General features: G+C 69.1%; 21 protein-coding genes. 11 read left to right on the top strand and 10 right to left on the bottom strand.

All coding sequences use genetic code 11. The features are described from left to right. Positions 1 to 4 precede the first annotated feature (4 nt). The gene (locus tag C5B97_RS03455) at positions 5 to 1675 is read right to left on the bottom strand and encodes an AarF/ABC1/UbiB kinase family protein (RefSeq protein ID WP_104310955.1); all 1671 of its coding nucleotides are present in this window, start codon (positions 1673 to 1675) and stop codon (positions 5 to 7) included. Between the two features lie 176 nt (positions 1676 to 1851). Continuing rightward, positions 1852 to 2388, bottom strand: coding sequence for a PadR family transcriptional regulator (locus C5B97_RS03450; protein WP_249312289.1), 537 nt, complete (start codon positions 2386 to 2388; stop codon positions 1852 to 1854). Between the two features lie 187 nt (positions 2389 to 2575). Between C5B97_RS03450 and C5B97_RS03445 the strand changes: the two genes are divergently transcribed. From C5B97_RS03445 to C5B97_RS03420, 6 genes are read left to right on the top strand one after another with little or no spacing between them, the layout of a single operon-like run. After that, positions 2576 to 2944, top strand: coding sequence for a PadR family transcriptional regulator (locus C5B97_RS03445; protein ID WP_104254615.1), 369 nt, complete (start codon positions 2576 to 2578; stop codon positions 2942 to 2944). Position 2945: 1 nt separating this feature from the next. Further along, a complete protein-coding gene (locus C5B97_RS03440; protein WP_104310768.1) occupies positions 2946 to 3308 on the top strand; it encodes a DUF1048 domain-containing protein in 363 nt (120 codons plus the stop codon). Between the two features lie 2 nt (positions 3309 to 3310). After that, entirely contained in the window at positions 3311 to 4090 is a 780-nt protein-coding gene (locus C5B97_RS03435; RefSeq protein WP_104310767.1) for an ABC transporter ATP-binding protein, read from the top strand. Beyond that, positions 4087 to 4848, top strand: coding sequence for an ABC transporter permease (locus C5B97_RS03430; protein WP_104310766.1), 762 nt, complete (start codon positions 4087 to 4089; stop codon positions 4846 to 4848). Before C5B97_RS03435 ends, C5B97_RS03430 begins: the two co-directional genes overlap by 4 nt. A gap of 54 nt (positions 4849 to 4902) precedes the next feature. Continuing rightward, on the top strand, positions 4903 to 5130 hold the full coding sequence (locus tag C5B97_RS03425; RefSeq protein ID WP_104310765.1) for an Arc family DNA-binding protein: 228 nt from the start codon (positions 4903 to 4905) through the stop codon (positions 5128 to 5130). Further along, positions 5127 to 5537: a type II toxin-antitoxin system VapC family toxin gene (locus C5B97_RS03420; protein ID WP_104310764.1), complete on the top strand. Its 411-nt coding sequence runs from the start codon at positions 5127 to 5129 to the stop codon at positions 5535 to 5537. Before C5B97_RS03425 ends, C5B97_RS03420 begins: the two co-directional genes overlap by 4 nt. Before the next feature lie 192 nt (positions 5538 to 5729). Here C5B97_RS03420 and C5B97_RS03415 read toward each other — a convergent pair whose 3' ends face one another. Genes C5B97_RS03415 through C5B97_RS03395 form a run of 5 tightly spaced genes read right to left on the bottom strand, consistent with a single transcriptional unit; the run spans position 5730 to position 7936 of the window. Next, positions 5730 to 6335: a hypothetical protein gene (locus C5B97_RS03415; protein ID WP_104310763.1), complete on the bottom strand. Its 606-nt coding sequence runs from the start codon at positions 6333 to 6335 to the stop codon at positions 5730 to 5732. Next, positions 6332 to 6913 carry a DUF6286 domain-containing protein gene (locus tag C5B97_RS03410; RefSeq protein ID WP_104310762.1) on the bottom strand — a complete coding sequence of 194 codons (582 nt, stop codon included), beginning with the start codon at positions 6911 to 6913 and terminating at the stop codon, positions 6332 to 6334. The genes C5B97_RS03415 and C5B97_RS03410 overlap by 4 nt, the downstream gene beginning before the upstream one ends. After that, positions 6910 to 7290, bottom strand: a complete 381-nt coding sequence (locus C5B97_RS03405) for a hypothetical protein (RefSeq protein WP_104310761.1) — start codon at positions 7288 to 7290, stop codon at positions 6910 to 6912. Before C5B97_RS03405 ends, C5B97_RS03410 begins: the two co-directional genes overlap by 4 nt. Then, positions 7287 to 7487 carry a DUF2273 domain-containing protein gene (locus C5B97_RS03400; RefSeq protein WP_104310760.1) on the bottom strand — a complete coding sequence of 67 codons (201 nt, stop codon included), beginning with the start codon at positions 7485 to 7487 and terminating at the stop codon, positions 7287 to 7289. The genes C5B97_RS03405 and C5B97_RS03400 overlap by 4 nt, the downstream gene beginning before the upstream one ends. After that, positions 7484 to 7936, bottom strand: coding sequence for an Asp23/Gls24 family envelope stress response protein (locus C5B97_RS03395; protein ID WP_104310759.1), 453 nt, complete (start codon positions 7934 to 7936; stop codon positions 7484 to 7486). The genes C5B97_RS03400 and C5B97_RS03395 overlap by 4 nt, the downstream gene beginning before the upstream one ends. On the opposite strand from C5B97_RS03395, the gene C5B97_RS17710 reads away from it, so the two are divergent. From C5B97_RS17710 to C5B97_RS03375, 4 genes are all read left to right on the top strand, one after another. Further along, on the top strand, positions 7926 to 8234 hold the full coding sequence (locus C5B97_RS17710; protein ID WP_146080707.1) for a hypothetical protein: 309 nt from the start codon (positions 7926 to 7928) through the stop codon (positions 8232 to 8234). The two genes, C5B97_RS03395 and C5B97_RS17710, sit on opposite strands and share 11 nt — an antisense overlap. Positions 8235 to 8445: 211 nt before the next feature. Next, entirely contained in the window at positions 8446 to 9423 is a 978-nt protein-coding gene (locus tag C5B97_RS03390; protein WP_104310758.1) for an AraC family transcriptional regulator, read from the top strand. A gap of 91 nt (positions 9424 to 9514) precedes the next feature. Further along, positions 9515 to 9712 carry a hypothetical protein gene (locus C5B97_RS03385; RefSeq protein ID WP_104310757.1) on the top strand — a complete coding sequence of 66 codons (198 nt, stop codon included), beginning with the start codon at positions 9515 to 9517 and terminating at the stop codon, positions 9710 to 9712. A 251-nt stretch (positions 9713 to 9963) separates the two neighbouring features. Next, a complete protein-coding gene (locus tag C5B97_RS03375; protein WP_104310755.1) occupies positions 9964 to 10776 on the top strand; it encodes a tyrosine-protein phosphatase in 813 nt (270 codons plus the stop codon). Here the strand turns inward: C5B97_RS03375 and C5B97_RS03370 are convergent. Continuing rightward, a complete protein-coding gene (locus tag C5B97_RS03370) occupies positions 10717 to 11712 on the bottom strand; it encodes a DMT family transporter (RefSeq protein WP_219819758.1) in 996 nt (331 codons plus the stop codon). The two genes, C5B97_RS03375 and C5B97_RS03370, sit on opposite strands and share 60 nt — an antisense overlap. A gap of 125 nt (positions 11713 to 11837) precedes the next feature. Here C5B97_RS03370 and C5B97_RS03365 point away from each other — a divergent pair, with 125 nt between their 5' ends. Further along, the gene (locus tag C5B97_RS03365; protein WP_104310754.1) at positions 11838 to 12734 is read left to right on the top strand and encodes a LysR substrate-binding domain-containing protein; all 897 of its coding nucleotides are present in this window, start codon (positions 11838 to 11840) and stop codon (positions 12732 to 12734) included. Positions 12735 to 12972: 238 nt separating this feature from the next. On the opposite strand, the gene C5B97_RS03360 is transcribed toward C5B97_RS03365, so the two are convergent. Then, positions 12973 to 13617, bottom strand: coding sequence for a response regulator transcription factor (locus C5B97_RS03360; protein WP_104310753.1), 645 nt, complete (start codon positions 13615 to 13617; stop codon positions 12973 to 12975). Further along, a complete protein-coding gene (locus C5B97_RS03355) occupies positions 13614 to 14816 on the bottom strand; it encodes a sensor histidine kinase (RefSeq protein WP_181026893.1) in 1203 nt (400 codons plus the stop codon). Before C5B97_RS03355 ends, C5B97_RS03360 begins: the two co-directional genes overlap by 4 nt. Between the last annotated feature and the right edge of the window lie 85 nt (positions 14817 to 14901).

The raw sequence follows: 14901 nt of genomic DNA, 5'->3' as shown, positions 1-14901 counted from the left end.
GCGGTCAGTGGCGCCGTCGGCCGAGGGCGACGGCCGCGGCGTGAAGCAGCGGAACGACGGAGACGCTCATGAGCACGATGCCGAGCGGAGCGAGCTGAGGCAGCAGCAGGACGCCCGCGATGAGCAGCGCGGCGAACACGACTGCTGACACCACGCCGCGCAGCATCCGCTCGAGGGAGCGCATGTGTCGGTCGACGCTCGGCGTCTGCACCTTCAGCTGGCCAGCTTCGAGGCGGGTCGTGAGCGCATCCAGTCGCCCTGGCAGCGTCACTGCGGTTGCCAGTGCGGAGACGGCTTGTTTCGCCACCGCCTGGATGGTGTTGCCGCCCTCGTCGCGCGTGAGGGTGCGGGCGAACGGGTCGACCGCCTCCCACATGTTGAAGTTCTTGTCGAGCGCCGAGGTCACGCCCGAGACCAGGGAGATCGCGCGAATGATGAGCAGGAAGTTCTCTGGCAGCTGGAACGGCATCTCGCGGATGGTGTCCCTGAAGCGGTCGGCGAAGTCGCCGAGCTCTGCGGGGTCGACGCGCTGCAGCTCGGCCACGCCCATGCCGCCGAAGCGACCGAACAGTTCCGTCATGGCCCGTTCGAGCTCCATCGTGTCGCCGGCTGGCAGCAGCACGCCGACGCTGCGCATGGACCTGACGAGGCCAGGCCCGTCGCGGGACACGATCGCGAAGATGAGCTCCCGCAGGCTGGCTCGCAGGGTGTCGGAGATGACGCCCATCATGCCGAAGTCGATGTAGGTCAGCTCCCATGTGACGGGTGCGGGACGCTCATCGGTGGCCTCGCCCTCCACGTCCGATGGAGCTGGGATGCGCGGCGTCGCCAGCGGCGTCACGAAGATGTTGCCCGGGTGCGGGTCGGCGTGGAAGAAGCCGGCGACGAAGAGCTGCTGGAACGTGGCCCTCGCGAGCTCGTTGGCGACCTCGACGGGGTCGATGCCCGCGGCGCGGAGGGCATCGACATCAGTGATCTTGATCGCGGTGACATCCGACAGGGTGAGGATGCGGGACGCCGTGCGCTCCCACACGACCTGCGCGGCGCCCACGCGGGGGTCGGTCTCGAAGTCGGCGGCGAAGCGCTCCGCGCTGGAGCCCTCGTGGATGTAGTCGATCTCCTCGAGGCTGGTCGCCGCGAATTCCTCCACGAGGGCGGGTGCGTCGGCGCGCTTCGACACCAGCTCGACTCGCTTGAGGAGCTGGCCGACACGGCGCAGCGCGCGCAGGTCGGTCTCGACGAGGTCCTCGATGCCCGGCCGCTGCACCTTCACGACGACGCTGGTGTAGCCCGTCTCCTCCGCGAGGGCGGGCGTGAGCGTCGCGCGGTGGGCCTGCCCGAACGAGGCTGCCGCGATGGGGGCTTCGTCGAAGCTCGCGTACGCCTGGCTGAGCGACATGCCCAGTTCAGCTTCGGCCTGCGCCCGGATGGCGGGGAAGGCGACGGCCGGAACCTCATCCTGCAGGCCCTCGAGTTCGGCTGTGATCTCGGGAGGCAGCACGTCGAGGCGTGACGACATGAACTGCCCCACCTTGATCATGAGCCCGCCGAGGTCGACCGCGAGTGCATGGAAGCGGCGGGCGAGCCGCTGCATACGCACGGTACGTCCCCGCTCCGAGAGCTTGCCGAGGCGGATGCGCGGCAGGAAGATCTCGAACCACCAGATCTGCAGCATCGCGCGCTGCGCGAAGCGGACGATCCTGCGGTACCTGGCGCGGCCCTCGGCCGAGAGCTTCGTGTCGCCGTCCCGGGCGGCCCGGCCTCGAGTGACTGCTTGCGCCTGTGCGGCGGCGGCGGTCAGCCTGCTCGCCGCCGCTCGCTCTTCGGTCAGGCCGGGGCCATCTGTCACGTTCAGTCCTCGGCGAGGATTGAGTACAGCTTGCGCCGTGTCTCGTCGAGGAGGGCCGCGGCGCGCTCGGCCTGGTCCGGGGTTGCGCTGCTCTGCACCTGAACGACGGCTTGCGCGAGTCGGGCGCCGGCCTTCGGGAGGGTCGCGGCGCGCTCGGCGCGGCGTGCGGCGGGGGACTCCCACGGCAGGTCGCCAGTCGAAGCGTCGACGGCGACGGCGCGGCCTTCTTCGGTGAGCGCGTAGACCTTGCGCTCGCCGGTGACCTCCGGCACGACGAGGCCCTCGTCGGAGAGGAGCTGCAGCGTCGGATAGACGGAGCCGGGGCTCGGCTTCCACGCGCCGCTGGTGCGCTCCTCGATGGCCTGGATGAGCTGGTAGCCGTGCTGGGGGCCTTCGAGCAGCGCGACGAGCAGTGCGGTGCGGACGTCCCCGCGGCCGGCGCGGGACGTGGTGGGACGGGATGCGAAGCTCTCGCGGATCTCGTCGACGGCTTCGCGGAGGCCGAAGCCGAGTCCGCCTGGGGTGTGCTGAGCGACCATGAGCATTCCTTTCGAAGGGGTGCCGATACCTGACGACACCCGACGATACATCGGTGAATGTCGGTGAAGCTGTGCATTCCGGGGTTCCTGAATGCGGGTTGAACTGAGGGAACCAAGTGTTGCTAGGTACTGGTACTCAGTGTTACTTTGTACTGGTAGTCATCATTACTGAGTAGAGAGGGTGATCGTGGGCAAGCAAGCAACCGAAATGCTCAAGGGCACGCTCGAGGGCATCGTGCTCGCGATTCTCGCCACGCGTTCCGCCTACGGGTACGAGATCACGACCTGGCTTCGCGAACAGGGCTTCGCGGACATCGCCGAGGGCACGGTGTACGCGCTCCTTGTGCGCATCGAGCAGAAGGGGCTGGTCGACGTCGAGAAGGTCCCCTCGGAGAAGGGTCCGCCGCGGAAGGTCTACACGATCAACGCAGAAGGCACCGAGTACCTCGCGGAGTTCTGGCGCACCTGGGGGTTCCTCGCGGAGCGCCTCGAGCAGCTCCGCACCACCACCGCAGAACCAACTGCAACCAGCACAGATGAAGGAAGAGGCAACTGACATGGCCGCCAAGTGGATCGAAGCGCTCACGGGCTCACTCGAGGAGAAGAAGCTGTACAAGGAGGCACAGGCGCGATTGGATGCGCTGCCGGCTCCCTACGCGAAGGTGGCGCAGGCCATCCAGCGCTACCTCATGTACTACGGCGGCGTCACCGATGGGGAGTCGATGGTGCGCATGAATGCGGACCTCGCCGACCTGTGGGAGCGCGCGGCCGCCGACGGCACTCTCGTCCACGACATCGTGGGCTCCGACCCGGTCGACTTCGCCGAGACCTTCGGCCAGTCGTATTCCGGCAAGCAGTGGATCGACAAGGAGCGCGCGCGACTGGTGAAGGCCGTCGAGGAAGCGGAGCGAGGGCAGTAGCCATGAGCGCTCCTCCGGCCATCGTCGTCGATGGCATCACGAAGTCGTACGGCGACCTCGCCGTACTGACCGGCGTCGACTTCGCCGTCGAGCGCGGCAGCATCTTCGCGCTCCTCGGCTCGAACGGGGCCGGCAAGACCACACTGGTGCGCATCCTCTCGACGCTCCTCCGCGCCGACGACGGGTCGGCAGTCGTCACCGGCTTCGACGTGGCGTCGCAGGCGTCCGAGGTTCGTGGATCCATCAGCCTCACCGGCCAGTTCGCGGCGGTGGATGAGGTGCTCACGGGTCGCGAGAACCTCGCCCTCGTCGCGCGTTTGCGGCACGTTCCGCGGCCGAACGAGGTCGCGGACGCCTTGCTCGAGCGCTTCTCGTTGGCCGACGCGGGCAGGCGTCGCGCCGCGACATATTCCGGCGGCATGCGGCGTCGGCTCGACATCGCGATGAGTCTCATCGGCAACCCACCCGTCGTGTTCCTCGACGAACCCACGACGGGACTCGACCCGCAGGCCAGGCTCGAGGTGTGGGGCGCGGTGCGCGAGCTCGCCGCCACCGGCACGACTGTGCTGCTCACGACGCAGTACCTCGACGAGGCGGAGCAGCTCGCCGATCGGATCGCGATCCTGAACGAGGGACGCATCATCGCGAACGGCACGCTCGCCGAGCTCAAGCGGCTGCTGCCGCCTGCCAACGTCGAATACGTGGAGAAGCAGCCGACGCTCGAGGAGATCTTCCTCGCCGTCGTCGGGGATTCCGGCGGAGAAAGGGGGCTGGCCTCATGACCGCGCACTTCGTCGGCGACACCGCCGTCCTGACGGGTCGCTCGCTGCGCCACGTGCTCCGCAGCCCAGACACGATCGTGACGACAGCCGTCATGCCGATCGCGTTCATGCTCATGTTCGTCTACGTGTTCGGCGGGGCGATCGACATCGGCGCGGGCGCCTACGTCGACTACCTGCTGCCAGGGATCCTGCTCATCACCGTCGCATCCGGCGTCGCCTACACGGCCTACCGGCTGTTCCTCGACCTGAAGGGCGGCATCTTCGAGCGGTTCCAGTCGATGCCCATCGCCAGATCGTCAGCCCTGTGGGCGCACGTGCTCACCTCCCTGGTCGCGAACCTCGTCTCGGTGGCCGTCGTCGTCGGCGCTGCCCTGATCATGGGCTTCCGGTCGGGTGCCGGACTGCTCGAGTGGCTCGCGGTCGCGGGCATCCTCGTGCTCTTCACGCTCGCTCTCACCTGGATGGCGGTGCTCGCGGGTCTCTCCGCGAAGACCGTCGAGGGCGCGAGCGCCTTCTCCTACCCGCTCATCTTCCTGCCGTTCGTGAGCTCCGCGTTCGTGCCAACCGAGACGATGCCGGGCCCAGTGCGGTGGTTCGCGGAGAACCAGCCCGTGACGTCCATCGTCAACAGCATCCGGCAGCTCCTCGAGGGGCAGCCGGTGAGCGGGGAACTCGGAGTCGCGCTCGCGTGGTGCGCCGGCATCCTGCTTGCTGCCTACCTCGCGGCGAACGTGATCTGCCGACGCAAGATCAGCTGACTGCATATGTAGATCTCCCTGAGTGCTAGCATTGCTAGCACTCAGGGAGGTCTTATGGCGACGCTCACGATCCGCAATCTGCCCGAAGAGACGAGGCGTGCCCTCAAAGCACGCGCCGCCGAGCACAACAGGTCCATGGAGGCCGAGGTGCGCGCGATTCTGGAAGAGTCCCTGGTGCCTGCGCCGGACTTCGTGACGAACTGGGTGAACGTCGTCGTCGATCTCGAGGGAGATTTCCATCTGCCGCCGCGGTCGAAGCCACGCGAGGTAGATCTCTCGTGATCGTCGTCGATACGAACGTCCTCTCCGAACCCCTGCGCCGTGAACCCGATCGGCGAGTTCTGGAGTGGCTCGCGCTCAACGCCGGGCAGCTCGCCCTGACGACGATCACCATCGCCGAACTGCGATACGGGGCCGTGCGGCTGCCGGAGGGGAGCAGGCGCACGGCCCTGCTGCTGGCTGTGGACCGACTCGTTGCTGAAGCAGGCGACCGAGTCTGCTCCTTCGATGTGGAGGCCGCGCGCGCCTACGCGGCGATTCGATCTGAACGCGAAGCGCGGGGCAGGTCGATCTCAGTCGAGGACACCATGATCGCGTCGATCTGCTTGGCCCGGGGGTACGCGCTCGCGACGAGGAATGTCGGAGACTTCGACGACGTGGGGCTGTCACTCGTCGATCCCTGGGCCTAGCTTGGCCACCGGCGCTGCGCCCGTGGCCGCCGGTGAGGTGCGGCTACCGCTGCGCGCCGGGATCTTGCTGCTGCTGCTTTTTCTTGGCGCTGCGGCGCTTGACGACGAGGCCGAGGACGAACGTGACGATGCGGAGGAACATGGGGTCCTTCTTCTTGGGTGGGTTGGTCAGGTGGGGTGACTGACTTGGCGTTACTGGAGGCGCGTCGACTTCTGCACCCGAGCTCGGAAGCCGCCCGTCAGCTGCAGCAGCACCGGGAGCTCCTTGCCGAGCAGCGCGTCGAGGGCACGGAGGTCGCGTTCCACGAGGTCGACGGCGTCCCTTGGCGAGACCCCGCGGCGGCAGGTCGCGGAGACCTTCAGCACAGGGGCGCGCTTCACGTCGTAGGCGGAGACGCTCGTCGAGACGAACTCGTCACGGCCGGCCAGCGCGTCGTCGAGTGCAGCCCGGGCGACGGTCACGTCGATGACGGTCGGTCCGACGTCGGAGGTGCGCTCGTGCACGATCGTGCCGGTCCGTCCCTGTCCCTGGCGGAGGGCGAAGACGAGGAGCAGGATGATGGCGATCGCGAGGACCGCGACGACGGCGATGAGGAGCCAGCTGAAGTCGGCACCGGGGAACGGGGTCTGCTGGAGCCAGCCCGTGACATTCGTGTTCACGCCTTCGGAGATGGGAGTCCACGTGTCTTTCGCCCCGGGCAGCCATGCGCCGATGGCTGCGGCGGCGCCGATGATGAGGAGGAGGAGGCCGGTGGCGGTGATGAGGAGCCGGTTCAGGCCTCGGTTGGTGCTGTTCATGCGCCGACCTTCCCGTTCTCTGCGACGCGCACCTTGGCGGTGACGCGCGGGGTGAGTTCGTACCGTTCGAGCTGCTGGTTGACGGCGGCCGTGATGGCGGCCGCGTCGACCGGGAGCCCGGATGCGGGGGTGAGGTGCACGTCGGCGCGTCGGTGGGAGACCGACACGGTGACGTTGTCGGGGCTGACGTTGCCGGCGTGCGCTGCGTGGCGGGCGAGGGCGGAGGCGATGACCGCGTTGTCCGCGACGGTCGCGGTGCGGGTCGAGGTGAGCGTGTGCCTGGCTCGGCGTCCGGGGGCGAGGCCTGCGATGAGCAGCACGAGCCCGATGATCGCGACGACCACGCCGGCGATGCCGACGTACTGGGCGGGCTGCTCGAGCACGCCGAGCGCGGAGGCGAACATGTCCGCCGGTGCGACGAGGAGCGCCGGGAGGGCGAGCAGCGACAGGACGATCTCGGTGCCGATCCAAGCCGCGACGAGGATGAGGAGCACGGCGAGGGTGATCGCGAGCGCCGAGCGGGGCGAGTGCGTCTCTCGCCGGGAGAGGCGCGCGTACAGGGAGGTGTTGGTGCTCATCTGACGCGTTCCTCGGCTCGGATGTTGAGGCTGGTGACCCGCAGCATGACGCGTTCCACGCGCGAGTCGGTCAGTGACTGAAAGCGATCCCTGATCTCTCCCTTTGCCTGCTCGACACGTTGGAGGATCGGCCCGCCGCTCCGCTCGACGGCCGCGTCCTGCGAGCGGATGCGCTCGAGGGACGGAACGCGGATCGGGGTGCTGATGCGCAGCGCGAGGCTGCCCTTGTGGTCTTCGAGGCCGACGCTGACGCTGCCAGCGTCGACCCCGAGCGCGTCACCGGTGACAGCTGACGCAAGACGAGTCAGGGCCTTCGCGGTGAGTCGTGTCGTGCCTCGCTGCGCCGCGCCGCCCGGAGCCGTCGCGGCCGCGCTCATGAGGACGTGTTCCGTCCACGAATGACGTCGACGAGGGCGCTCGCGTCGAGCTTTCCTTCGAGGATGCGCCCGATGATGCCGCCGACGATCATCGCGATCGCGACGAAGAAGAACGCCCAGAAGCCCAGGATGGTCCAGCTCAGCGCGAGGACCGCGCCGATGAGGATGCCTGTTCGGGTGAGAGACGAGTTGCTCACTGGACTCGTGCCTCTTCCTTGTCATCGTTGTTGTCGTCCTCGGAGGGGAGGTGCACGTCGTTGACGGTGACGTTGACCTCGGTGACCTCGAGCCCGACGATGGTCTCGACCGCGTCGATCACGTCGGCGCGGACGCCGTCAGCGACATCCTGCAGCGAGACGGGGTACTCGGCGACGATGGTGATGTCGACGGCGACCTGCTTCTCGCCGACCTCGACGCTCACGCCCTGGCCCTGGTCGGTGGCGTTGAGGGCGTCGCGGATGGCGCCGATGGCGCGAGCCGCCCCGCCGCCGAGGGCGTGGACGCCGCGGGCGTCACGAGCTGCGATGCCGGCGACGCGGGCGACGACGCTGTCGTTGATCGTGGTCTTGCCGTGCGTGCCGTGCGCCGGCTGCAGGTCCTTGCGGTCGGAGGACGTGGTGCTGATGGTCGGGGTGGTGTTCGACATTGCTTTCTCCTTGTTGTGTGCCGATGCGGGCGCATCGGCGGTGCTTGGTGGTGAGACGTGTGAAGTCCATGATTTGTCACAGAAAAGTTTTCAGACGACGATTTCGCTTGGATGCTCACCGGTCGTGCCGCTGGCATCCAAGGAGAAGGGGGCGCCCTGGGAAGTGAATTCTGATCTGCCCGGTGAGCATATGCACGGCTACTGCATCCGCAACCGAGAACTGCGCGGTGCTGCGCGAGTCAGCACTGCACATAAACTGCTTCTGAGCAGGGATTATCTTGAAATTGGCTTGCTGTGAGCGAGGAAGTACCACTTTGTCTCACGCTCACGACGGAAATGATTCCGGTCACCTCCGGCGAGAGCTCTTGTCATCGACCACAATGGGAAACGTGACGAACTGCCCCCGAGCGTCGTCTCATCTGTGAGCGCCGCACCTGCCCAGGTGCTGGTCGCCGGACGCGTGAACGGATCGCGTTCGTGCAGCGATACGGAATGGACGGAGTCGGAAGGTGCAGGAGCACGTCAGTCAGGGTGGCAGCGACTTCGATCTCGGAGTGGTCGAGGTCGAATCCAGGGCTTCGGGAGAGCTCCCCAAGGTGGTGTCGCTCACCGTCGACGAGGCCGGTCAGCGTGCCGTGGAGACCGTCCGCAGCTGGGGCTGGCACGTGCAGTCCTCCGCGGAGGAGTTCACCGTCGCGGGCGATGTGCTGAAGAGCGACACCTTCGCGCTGAGTCGCTACCGTCACTCAGCTGCCAGCTTCCGGTACGTGGTCCCTCGCGCCTTCGCCGGGGGTGCTGCGCGCCTCCTCCTCGCGTGCCTGGAAGGCGAGGTCGTCGTCGATATCGCGGGCACGACCGAGACGCTCACGCCAGGCAGCGTGCTGTTCGTCAACCCCGAGGACCTCATCAGCAAGAGGTCCGAGGTGCCCGTCAGCAGCCTGCTGGTCTTCTTCCCGCGGCCCCAGTCGTTCACCGAGAACTACGTGGGCACGACGTCGGAATCGGACGCGTACCTGCAGGTCCTCATCGACGCGTCCGCGTCCATCCTCGGCGGCGGGCTGCGCGCCGAAGACGCCGCATTCACCCGGGTCGGGCTCGGTGTCGAGGCGCTCATCTGGGCGCTGGCCACGCAGACCGAGCTGCGCACGCTCGCGAAGAGCGGCAACGACCTGGCCCACGTCTACAGCGAGGCGGTGAAATACGTCTCCCGGTTCGCGTCCGACGAATCGACGACGGTGAACTCCATGGCGACCGCGCTCGGCGCATCGAGAGCGCACCTGTACCGCGCGTTCGCGGCGACCGGCGACACCGCATCCGCCTACCTGAGGCGGGCCCGGGTGCGCCTCGCTCAGCGGCTGCTGGCGGAGGGTGCGAGTGCCGAAGCGGCCGCACGGGGCTCGGGATTCGGCACAGCCAGACGGATGAGGAGCGCCCTGTCGGCGGCGCAGGTGGTCGATGTCGAGGTGACGATCGAGACCTCCTCGTAGCGCCGCTTCTGCAGCGACTCTCGGTTTCGGCGCATCCCGGTGCTGTTGGGTGGAGTGACCCCCGAACGCCGCGACGAAAGCGAGAACCCGAATGCAGACCCTCGGCACCGTCCTGCTCGCCGTCGGATTCCTCGCGCTCGCGGGAGCGCACCTCATCACCGACCCGACCGCCCTCGACGCCAACATCGGCGCGGGCTTCCTCATCATCGTCGGCCTCGTCACCGGGGCGGCAGGACTTCTCGTTTCCGTCATCGCGGCCCTGTTCGGCATGCGCCGCCGCCGCGGCTGACCCCTCTCAGCTCGCGCCCGATGCATCCACACGTGAGATGCAGCTTCCCGGCGCGATGAAGGTGCGTGGTTCGCCGCCGGCCGCCGCGGCTGCGCTCGGGGCGGGGCTCATCCGCGACACCCTCGGCACGTACACCTCCGCGTGGTGGGGAGGTGCCGCGCTGTGCATCGTGGCGGGGGGCTGTCGATCGTCGTGCGGCGCAGATCCACCCCGCCTCGCTCGATGTCGGTGCCCGCGTCTAAGGTGATCGCATGACGACGGCGACTTCCCTCGAGGGCACCTTCAACTTCCGCGACACCGGCGGCCTGCCGGTGGCTGGCGGCGGCACGACCGCTTCCGGCGTCTTCTACAGGTCCGACGCGCTGAGCTCGCTCACGCCGAAGGGGCTCGAGGAGCTCGCGGCGAGCGACATCGGCACGATCGTCGACTTCCGCACACCCGCCGAGCGGCAGATGGCGCCCGATCGCCTGCCCGTGAGCCGGCAGTTCCACGTCGTCGAGCTGCCGCTGCTTGAAGGGGCCGTGACCGGACTGGTGCAGCAGGGCCTGCAGTCGGCTGCGCGCGGCGGCGACCCCGCCGAGCAGGCGAAGGCGATGGATGCGGTGCTCGCGCAGATCCCGACCTTGGGCGCCCTCTACGTGGAGATGCTCGAGCACAGCGCGACCACGTTCGCCGAGCTCGCGCGACTCGTCGCATCCGCGACCGTCAGCCCGCCGAACGCTGTGGTCGTCCACTGCACGGCCGGCAAGGACCGCACGGGCATCGGCTCGGCCCTGGTGCTCGACGCGGTCGGGGTCGAGCGGTCGGCGATCATCGCTGACTACGCGTCCTCCGGGGCGAACCTCTCAGGGGAGTGGGCCGAGCGCATGTACGGCATGGTCGCGCAGTACGGGCTGCCGCTCACCGACCAGATCAAAGACCTGGTCGCCGCGACGCCCCCATCCGCTATCGAGCACGCGCTCGAGTGGGTGGATGCGCAGGGCGGCTCAGCCGCGTACCTGCAGTCAGGCGGGCTCACCGGTGCGGAGCTCGCCGCGCTCAAGGGGCGCCTCACCGGAGCCTGAGGGTGCCGCCGCCGCATCAGTACTCGGTGTCGCGGCGGCAGCTGAAGCTTCATCCGGAGGCGCAGCGGCCGCGGGTGCGCGTCCGGCCGAGCGCTCGACGCCGATGCCAGCGACGATGACCAGCACGAGGCCGACGACCGGCAGCAACCCGGGCACCTGATGCAGCAGCAGCAAGCCAATGACGAGCGCAACCGCGGGCTCGAGGCTCGTGAGAGTTCCGTAGGCGGCGGCCGTAATGCGGCGCAGCGCCTGGATCTCGAGCATGAACGGCACGGTCGGCAGGAGCACGGCCAAGCCGAGGCCGGCGAGGGCCGCCTCCCACGTGAGCAGCGGAATGGTGCTCGGCGCCGCGATGATGCTCGCGATGACGGCCGCCACAGGAATGGAGACGGCCAGGCCGCGCACCCCGCTCAGCTCGTCGCCCACACGCTGCGTGCACAGGATGTAGACGGCCCAGCAGGCCGCCGCGGCGAGCGCGTACAGCACGCCGATCGGGTCGATGTTCCCGGTCCACGGCTCCGTCAGCAGCACGACACCGACGGCGGCGATGAGCGGCCACAGGAGCGCCCGGCCCCGACTGCGCAGCACGGCGACCGCGAGGGGGCCCAGGAACTCGAGAGCAGCGGCAGTGCCGAGCGGGATGCGGTCGATCGCCAGCGTGAAGAGCAACGTCATGCCGGAGGTCGCCGCGCCGAGCACGACGCACGCGAGGAAGCTGCTGCGCGTGAACCACGCGCGTCGCGGCCGCACGATCACCAGCACGAGTGCCGCCGCGAACACCAGGCGGATCCAGCCGGTGCCGAGCGGCCCGAGCTGCTCGAAGAGACCGGTGCTGAGCGCCAGTCCGAGCTGCACGAACAGCATGGCGCTGATCGTCATGAGGGTGCCAGAGCGGGCGCTGCCCCGTGGAGCTGCCTGAGGCGTGGACGCGGTCATGGACCCAGGATGGCGCGCCCGTGCATCCGTGTCCACGCGAGAAATACGAACGCATTGTTCGCGATTCGCGCACAATGGTTCCGTGGGCGCCAGGCCCGCGGTCCGGATGATCGGCGGGAGTCCACATGGAGACGCGACGGCTCGAGTACCTCGTCGACCTCGAGCGCCTCGGTTCCATGCGCGCCGTCGCCGATCAGCACCTCACGACGACCTCCGTCGTGTCCCAGCAGCTTGCCCTCCTCCAGCAGGAACTGGGCGCGCACCTCCTCGAGCGGGTGGGACGCGGGGTGCGGCTGACCGCCGCCGGCTCGCGGCTCGCCGCACGCGCATCCGGGATCCTCGCGAGCCTCGACGAGGCGAGACGCGACTTCGACCCGGACGCGGAACCGCAGGGCACGCTGCGCGTGGCGGGATTCGCGACCGCCGCGCGAGCGCTGTTCCCGATCATGCGCGAGCTCGCCGCATCACACCCCGGCGTGCGGCTCGTGCTCGAAGAACAGGAACCCGACGAGGCACTCGCGCTGGTCGACGCCGGCCGGATCGATCTCGCGCTGGTGTACGACTACACGCTTGCACCCCTGCGCATCCCGCCAGGCTACGAGAGCGTGCGCCTGTGGGAAGGGGAGTGGGGGATCGGCGTTCCGGACAGCGTCGCGGCGGCCCTCCCCGGCGGCGGCCTCGAGCCTCTGCCCAACCGCGACCTCATGCTCGCGTTGCGCCACCAGGAGTGGATCGGCAACTCCAGGAACGACGCCGACGAGATCGCCATCGGCGTGCTCGCGTCGCTCGCCGACTACGAGCCGAACGTCACCCACCAGTCCGACGACCTCGCGCTGGTCGAAGACCTCATCGCGGCCGAGTTCGGGGTCGGGATGCTCCCCCTCACGCGAGCGCCGCGCGACAACGTGCAGATCGTGCGGATGCAGCAGCCGCCCATGCTGCGCGCATCCGCCACCCACCTCCGCGGCACCGCGGAGTGGCCGCTGCTGCGCCACGTGCTCGACCGCCTCACCGGTGGCTGAGTCCCGCCGTTCGCCGCCGACCGACTCCAGGTGAACTTCGAGATGGGTTGCACGCTTCGGGATGGCTTGCAAGCCATCTGCGTGCGTGAAAGCCATCCCGAAACGTCGGGCGCCTCCTGACGGGAGCCCGCGGTCGCGACGGCAGTCTCGGGATGGGAAAGTCGCTTCGTTCTGGGAAGTTTCCCGCAACGAAGTGACTTTCCCATCCCGAGACTGGAGAAACTCCGTCATCGCTCGGTCACCTGACGAGGCCTATCCGCCACGCCCAGGCCGCGATCTCGACGCGGTTGCGGGCGCCGAGCTTCACGCTGATGTTGCGCGCGTGGGTCTTCACGGTCGAGACGGAGACGAAGAGGTCGGCCGCGATCTCCTCGTTGGTGCCGCCGCGCGCGATCGCGGCCGCGATCTCCACCTCGCGGTCGGACAGCTCGTGCTCAACATCGGATGCAAGCCGTCTGGTGGCACTCCCGGCGAGTTCGCCGAGCAGCCGCACCGTGATCGAGGGCGAGACGAGCGCGTCCCCGTCTGCCGCGGCGCGAACCGCTTCGACGAGCAGCCGGGGCCCCGCATCCTTGAGCATGAACCCGGATGCGCCGGCCTGCAGCGCCGAGCGCAGGTACTCGTCGGTGTCGAAGGTCGTGACGATGACCACTCGCGGCGCGTCCTGCCGGGCGGTGATGATCCGTGTGGCGTCGAGCCCGTTCATCCCGGGCATGCGGATGTCCATGAGCACGACGTCCGGCAGCAGCCGCGTGGCTGCGGCGACCGCCTCGTCACCCGAACCGGCGATGCCGACCACGCGGATGTCGCCCTCCGCCTCGAGGATCATGCGGAAGCCCGCGCGCACCATCTCCTGGTCGTCGGCGAGGACGACGGTGATCATCGCTGCGGCTCCAGGGGCAGGGTGACCGAGACCGTCCACGTGTCGGGGGTGTCGGCGCCCGCGCGCATGGCCCCGCCGAGCGCCGTGACCCGCTCGGACAGGCCCGTGAGTCCGAACCCGGCGGCGCCTTCCTCGCGGCTGCCGGCGCGCACCCCGTCGTTCTCGATCTCGAGCAGCAGCTCGGCGTCGACCACGCGCACCGACACGGCGGTTGTCCCGTCGGGCGCGTGCTTGCGCGCGTTCGTGAGCGCCTCCCTGACCACGCGGTACGCGGACTCGCCGACGCCGGGCGGCAGGGGAGCGTCCGCGTCCTCGAGGTGCAGGGTCGTGCGCTCGTGGCCTGGGTCGAACCGGTCGACGAGCGTCGGGATGTCGTCGAGGCCGTATGGCACGGTCAGGGGAGCAGGCTCCCCATCGCCGTGCTCGTCGCGGATCGCGCCGACCATGCGACGCATGCCGGCGAGCGCCTCGGTGCCGGCCGCCTCGATAGCGGCCAGGGCCTCGGTGGTGCGTTCGGGGTCGGCGCGGGCGACCGCGAGCGCCGCCTGCGCCTGCACGACGATTCCGGTGACCTGGTGCGCGACCACGTCGTGGAGTTCCCGGGCCAGCTCCAGCCGCTCCGCTCGCCGGGCGGCCTCAAGGGCGGATTCGCGGCGCAGGCGCACGAACCGCCCGGCGACGCCGCCGATGACGGCGCACCCCCAGACGAGGACGGCGAGGAGGATCGCGGTTCCGTCGACGCCGATGCGCAGCAGGGTAACGGCGAGCGCGACGACCAGAGCGCCGGCGCCGACTGCGATCGCGCCTCGGAGGGAAGCCGCGCGCACGCCGAACACCGTGAGCACGACGAGGGCTGCCGACTCGGTCAGCGAAGACCAGGGGGCGCCGGTGGATGCGGCGACCCCGGACCCGAGGAGCGAGACCGCGAAGGCAGATCCCACGCTCGAGGCGGCGGGCAGCCGGCCGCGGGCGAGGGCCAGCGCAGCCACCACGACGGCGACGAACGCGGTCGCCAGGGCCCCGGCGATGAGACCGTCGGCGGGACCGGTCTCCGGGACGACCGCAAGACGGGCGGCGAGCTCGAAGTCCACCACGAGCAGCAGCGCGAGCACCGCGAACTCGGCGATCTTCGGCGCGGCCTTGAGGCGGGCCGCAAGCGACCCGAGCCGCCCCCGTCCGCCGTCGCTGCTTGTCGTCACGCCTCCATCCTCGCGGACGCGCCTCAAGCAACACCCCGTTTCGCGGGCAAATCGTTCGAAGGAACGAGTGCGCCGGCGATGACCG

The sequence above is a fragment of the Pseudoclavibacter sp. RFBB5 genome (genome assembly GCF_002931555.1).
Lineage (GTDB): Bacteria > Actinomycetota > Actinomycetes > Actinomycetales > Microbacteriaceae > Pseudoclavibacter.
The sequence above is the reverse complement of the archived record's forward strand: the minus strand, read 5'-3'. Positions and strand labels throughout refer to the sequence as shown.

Excerpts from the sequence above, each read along its gene's own strand:
- C5B97_RS03455 (WP_104310955.1), bottom strand. The coding sequence starts at position 1,675 with ATGCTGCAGATCTGGTGGTTCGAGATCTTCCTGCCGCGCATCCGCCTC.
- C5B97_RS03450 (WP_249312289.1), bottom strand. The coding sequence starts at position 2,388 with ATGGTCGCTCAGCACACCCCAGGCGGACTCGGCTTCGGCCTCCGCGAA.
- C5B97_RS03440 (WP_104310768.1), top strand. The coding sequence starts at position 2,946 with ATGGCCGCCAAGTGGATCGAAGCGCTCACGGGCTCACTCGAGGAGAAG.
- C5B97_RS03435 (WP_104310767.1), top strand. The coding sequence starts at position 3,311 with ATGAGCGCTCCTCCGGCCATCGTCGTCGATGGCATCACGAAGTCGTAC.
- C5B97_RS03430 (WP_104310766.1), top strand. The coding sequence starts at position 4,087 with ATGACCGCGCACTTCGTCGGCGACACCGCCGTCCTGACGGGTCGCTCG.
- C5B97_RS03425 (WP_104310765.1), top strand. The coding sequence starts at position 4,903 with ATGGCGACGCTCACGATCCGCAATCTGCCCGAAGAGACGAGGCGTGCC.
- C5B97_RS03415 (WP_104310763.1), bottom strand. The coding sequence starts at position 6,335 with ATGAACAGCACCAACCGAGGCCTGAACCGGCTCCTCATCACCGCCACC.
- C5B97_RS03410 (WP_104310762.1), bottom strand. The coding sequence starts at position 6,913 with ATGAGCACCAACACCTCCCTGTACGCGCGCCTCTCCCGGCGAGAGACG.
- C5B97_RS03405 (WP_104310761.1), bottom strand. The coding sequence starts at position 7,290 with ATGAGCGCGGCCGCGACGGCTCCGGGCGGCGCGGCGCAGCGAGGCACG.
- C5B97_RS03395 (WP_104310759.1), bottom strand. The coding sequence starts at position 7,936 with ATGTCGAACACCACCCCGACCATCAGCACCACGTCCTCCGACCGCAAG.
- C5B97_RS03385 (WP_104310757.1), top strand. The coding sequence starts at position 9,515 with ATGCAGACCCTCGGCACCGTCCTGCTCGCCGTCGGATTCCTCGCGCTC.
- C5B97_RS03375 (WP_104310755.1), top strand. The coding sequence starts at position 9,964 with ATGACGACGGCGACTTCCCTCGAGGGCACCTTCAACTTCCGCGACACC.
- C5B97_RS03370 (WP_219819758.1), bottom strand. The coding sequence starts at position 11,712 with ATGACCGCGTCCACGCCTCAGGCAGCTCCACGGGGCAGCGCCCGCTCT.
- C5B97_RS03365 (WP_104310754.1), top strand. The coding sequence starts at position 11,838 with ATGGAGACGCGACGGCTCGAGTACCTCGTCGACCTCGAGCGCCTCGGT.
- C5B97_RS03360 (WP_104310753.1), bottom strand. The coding sequence starts at position 13,617 with ATGATCACCGTCGTCCTCGCCGACGACCAGGAGATGGTGCGCGCGGGC.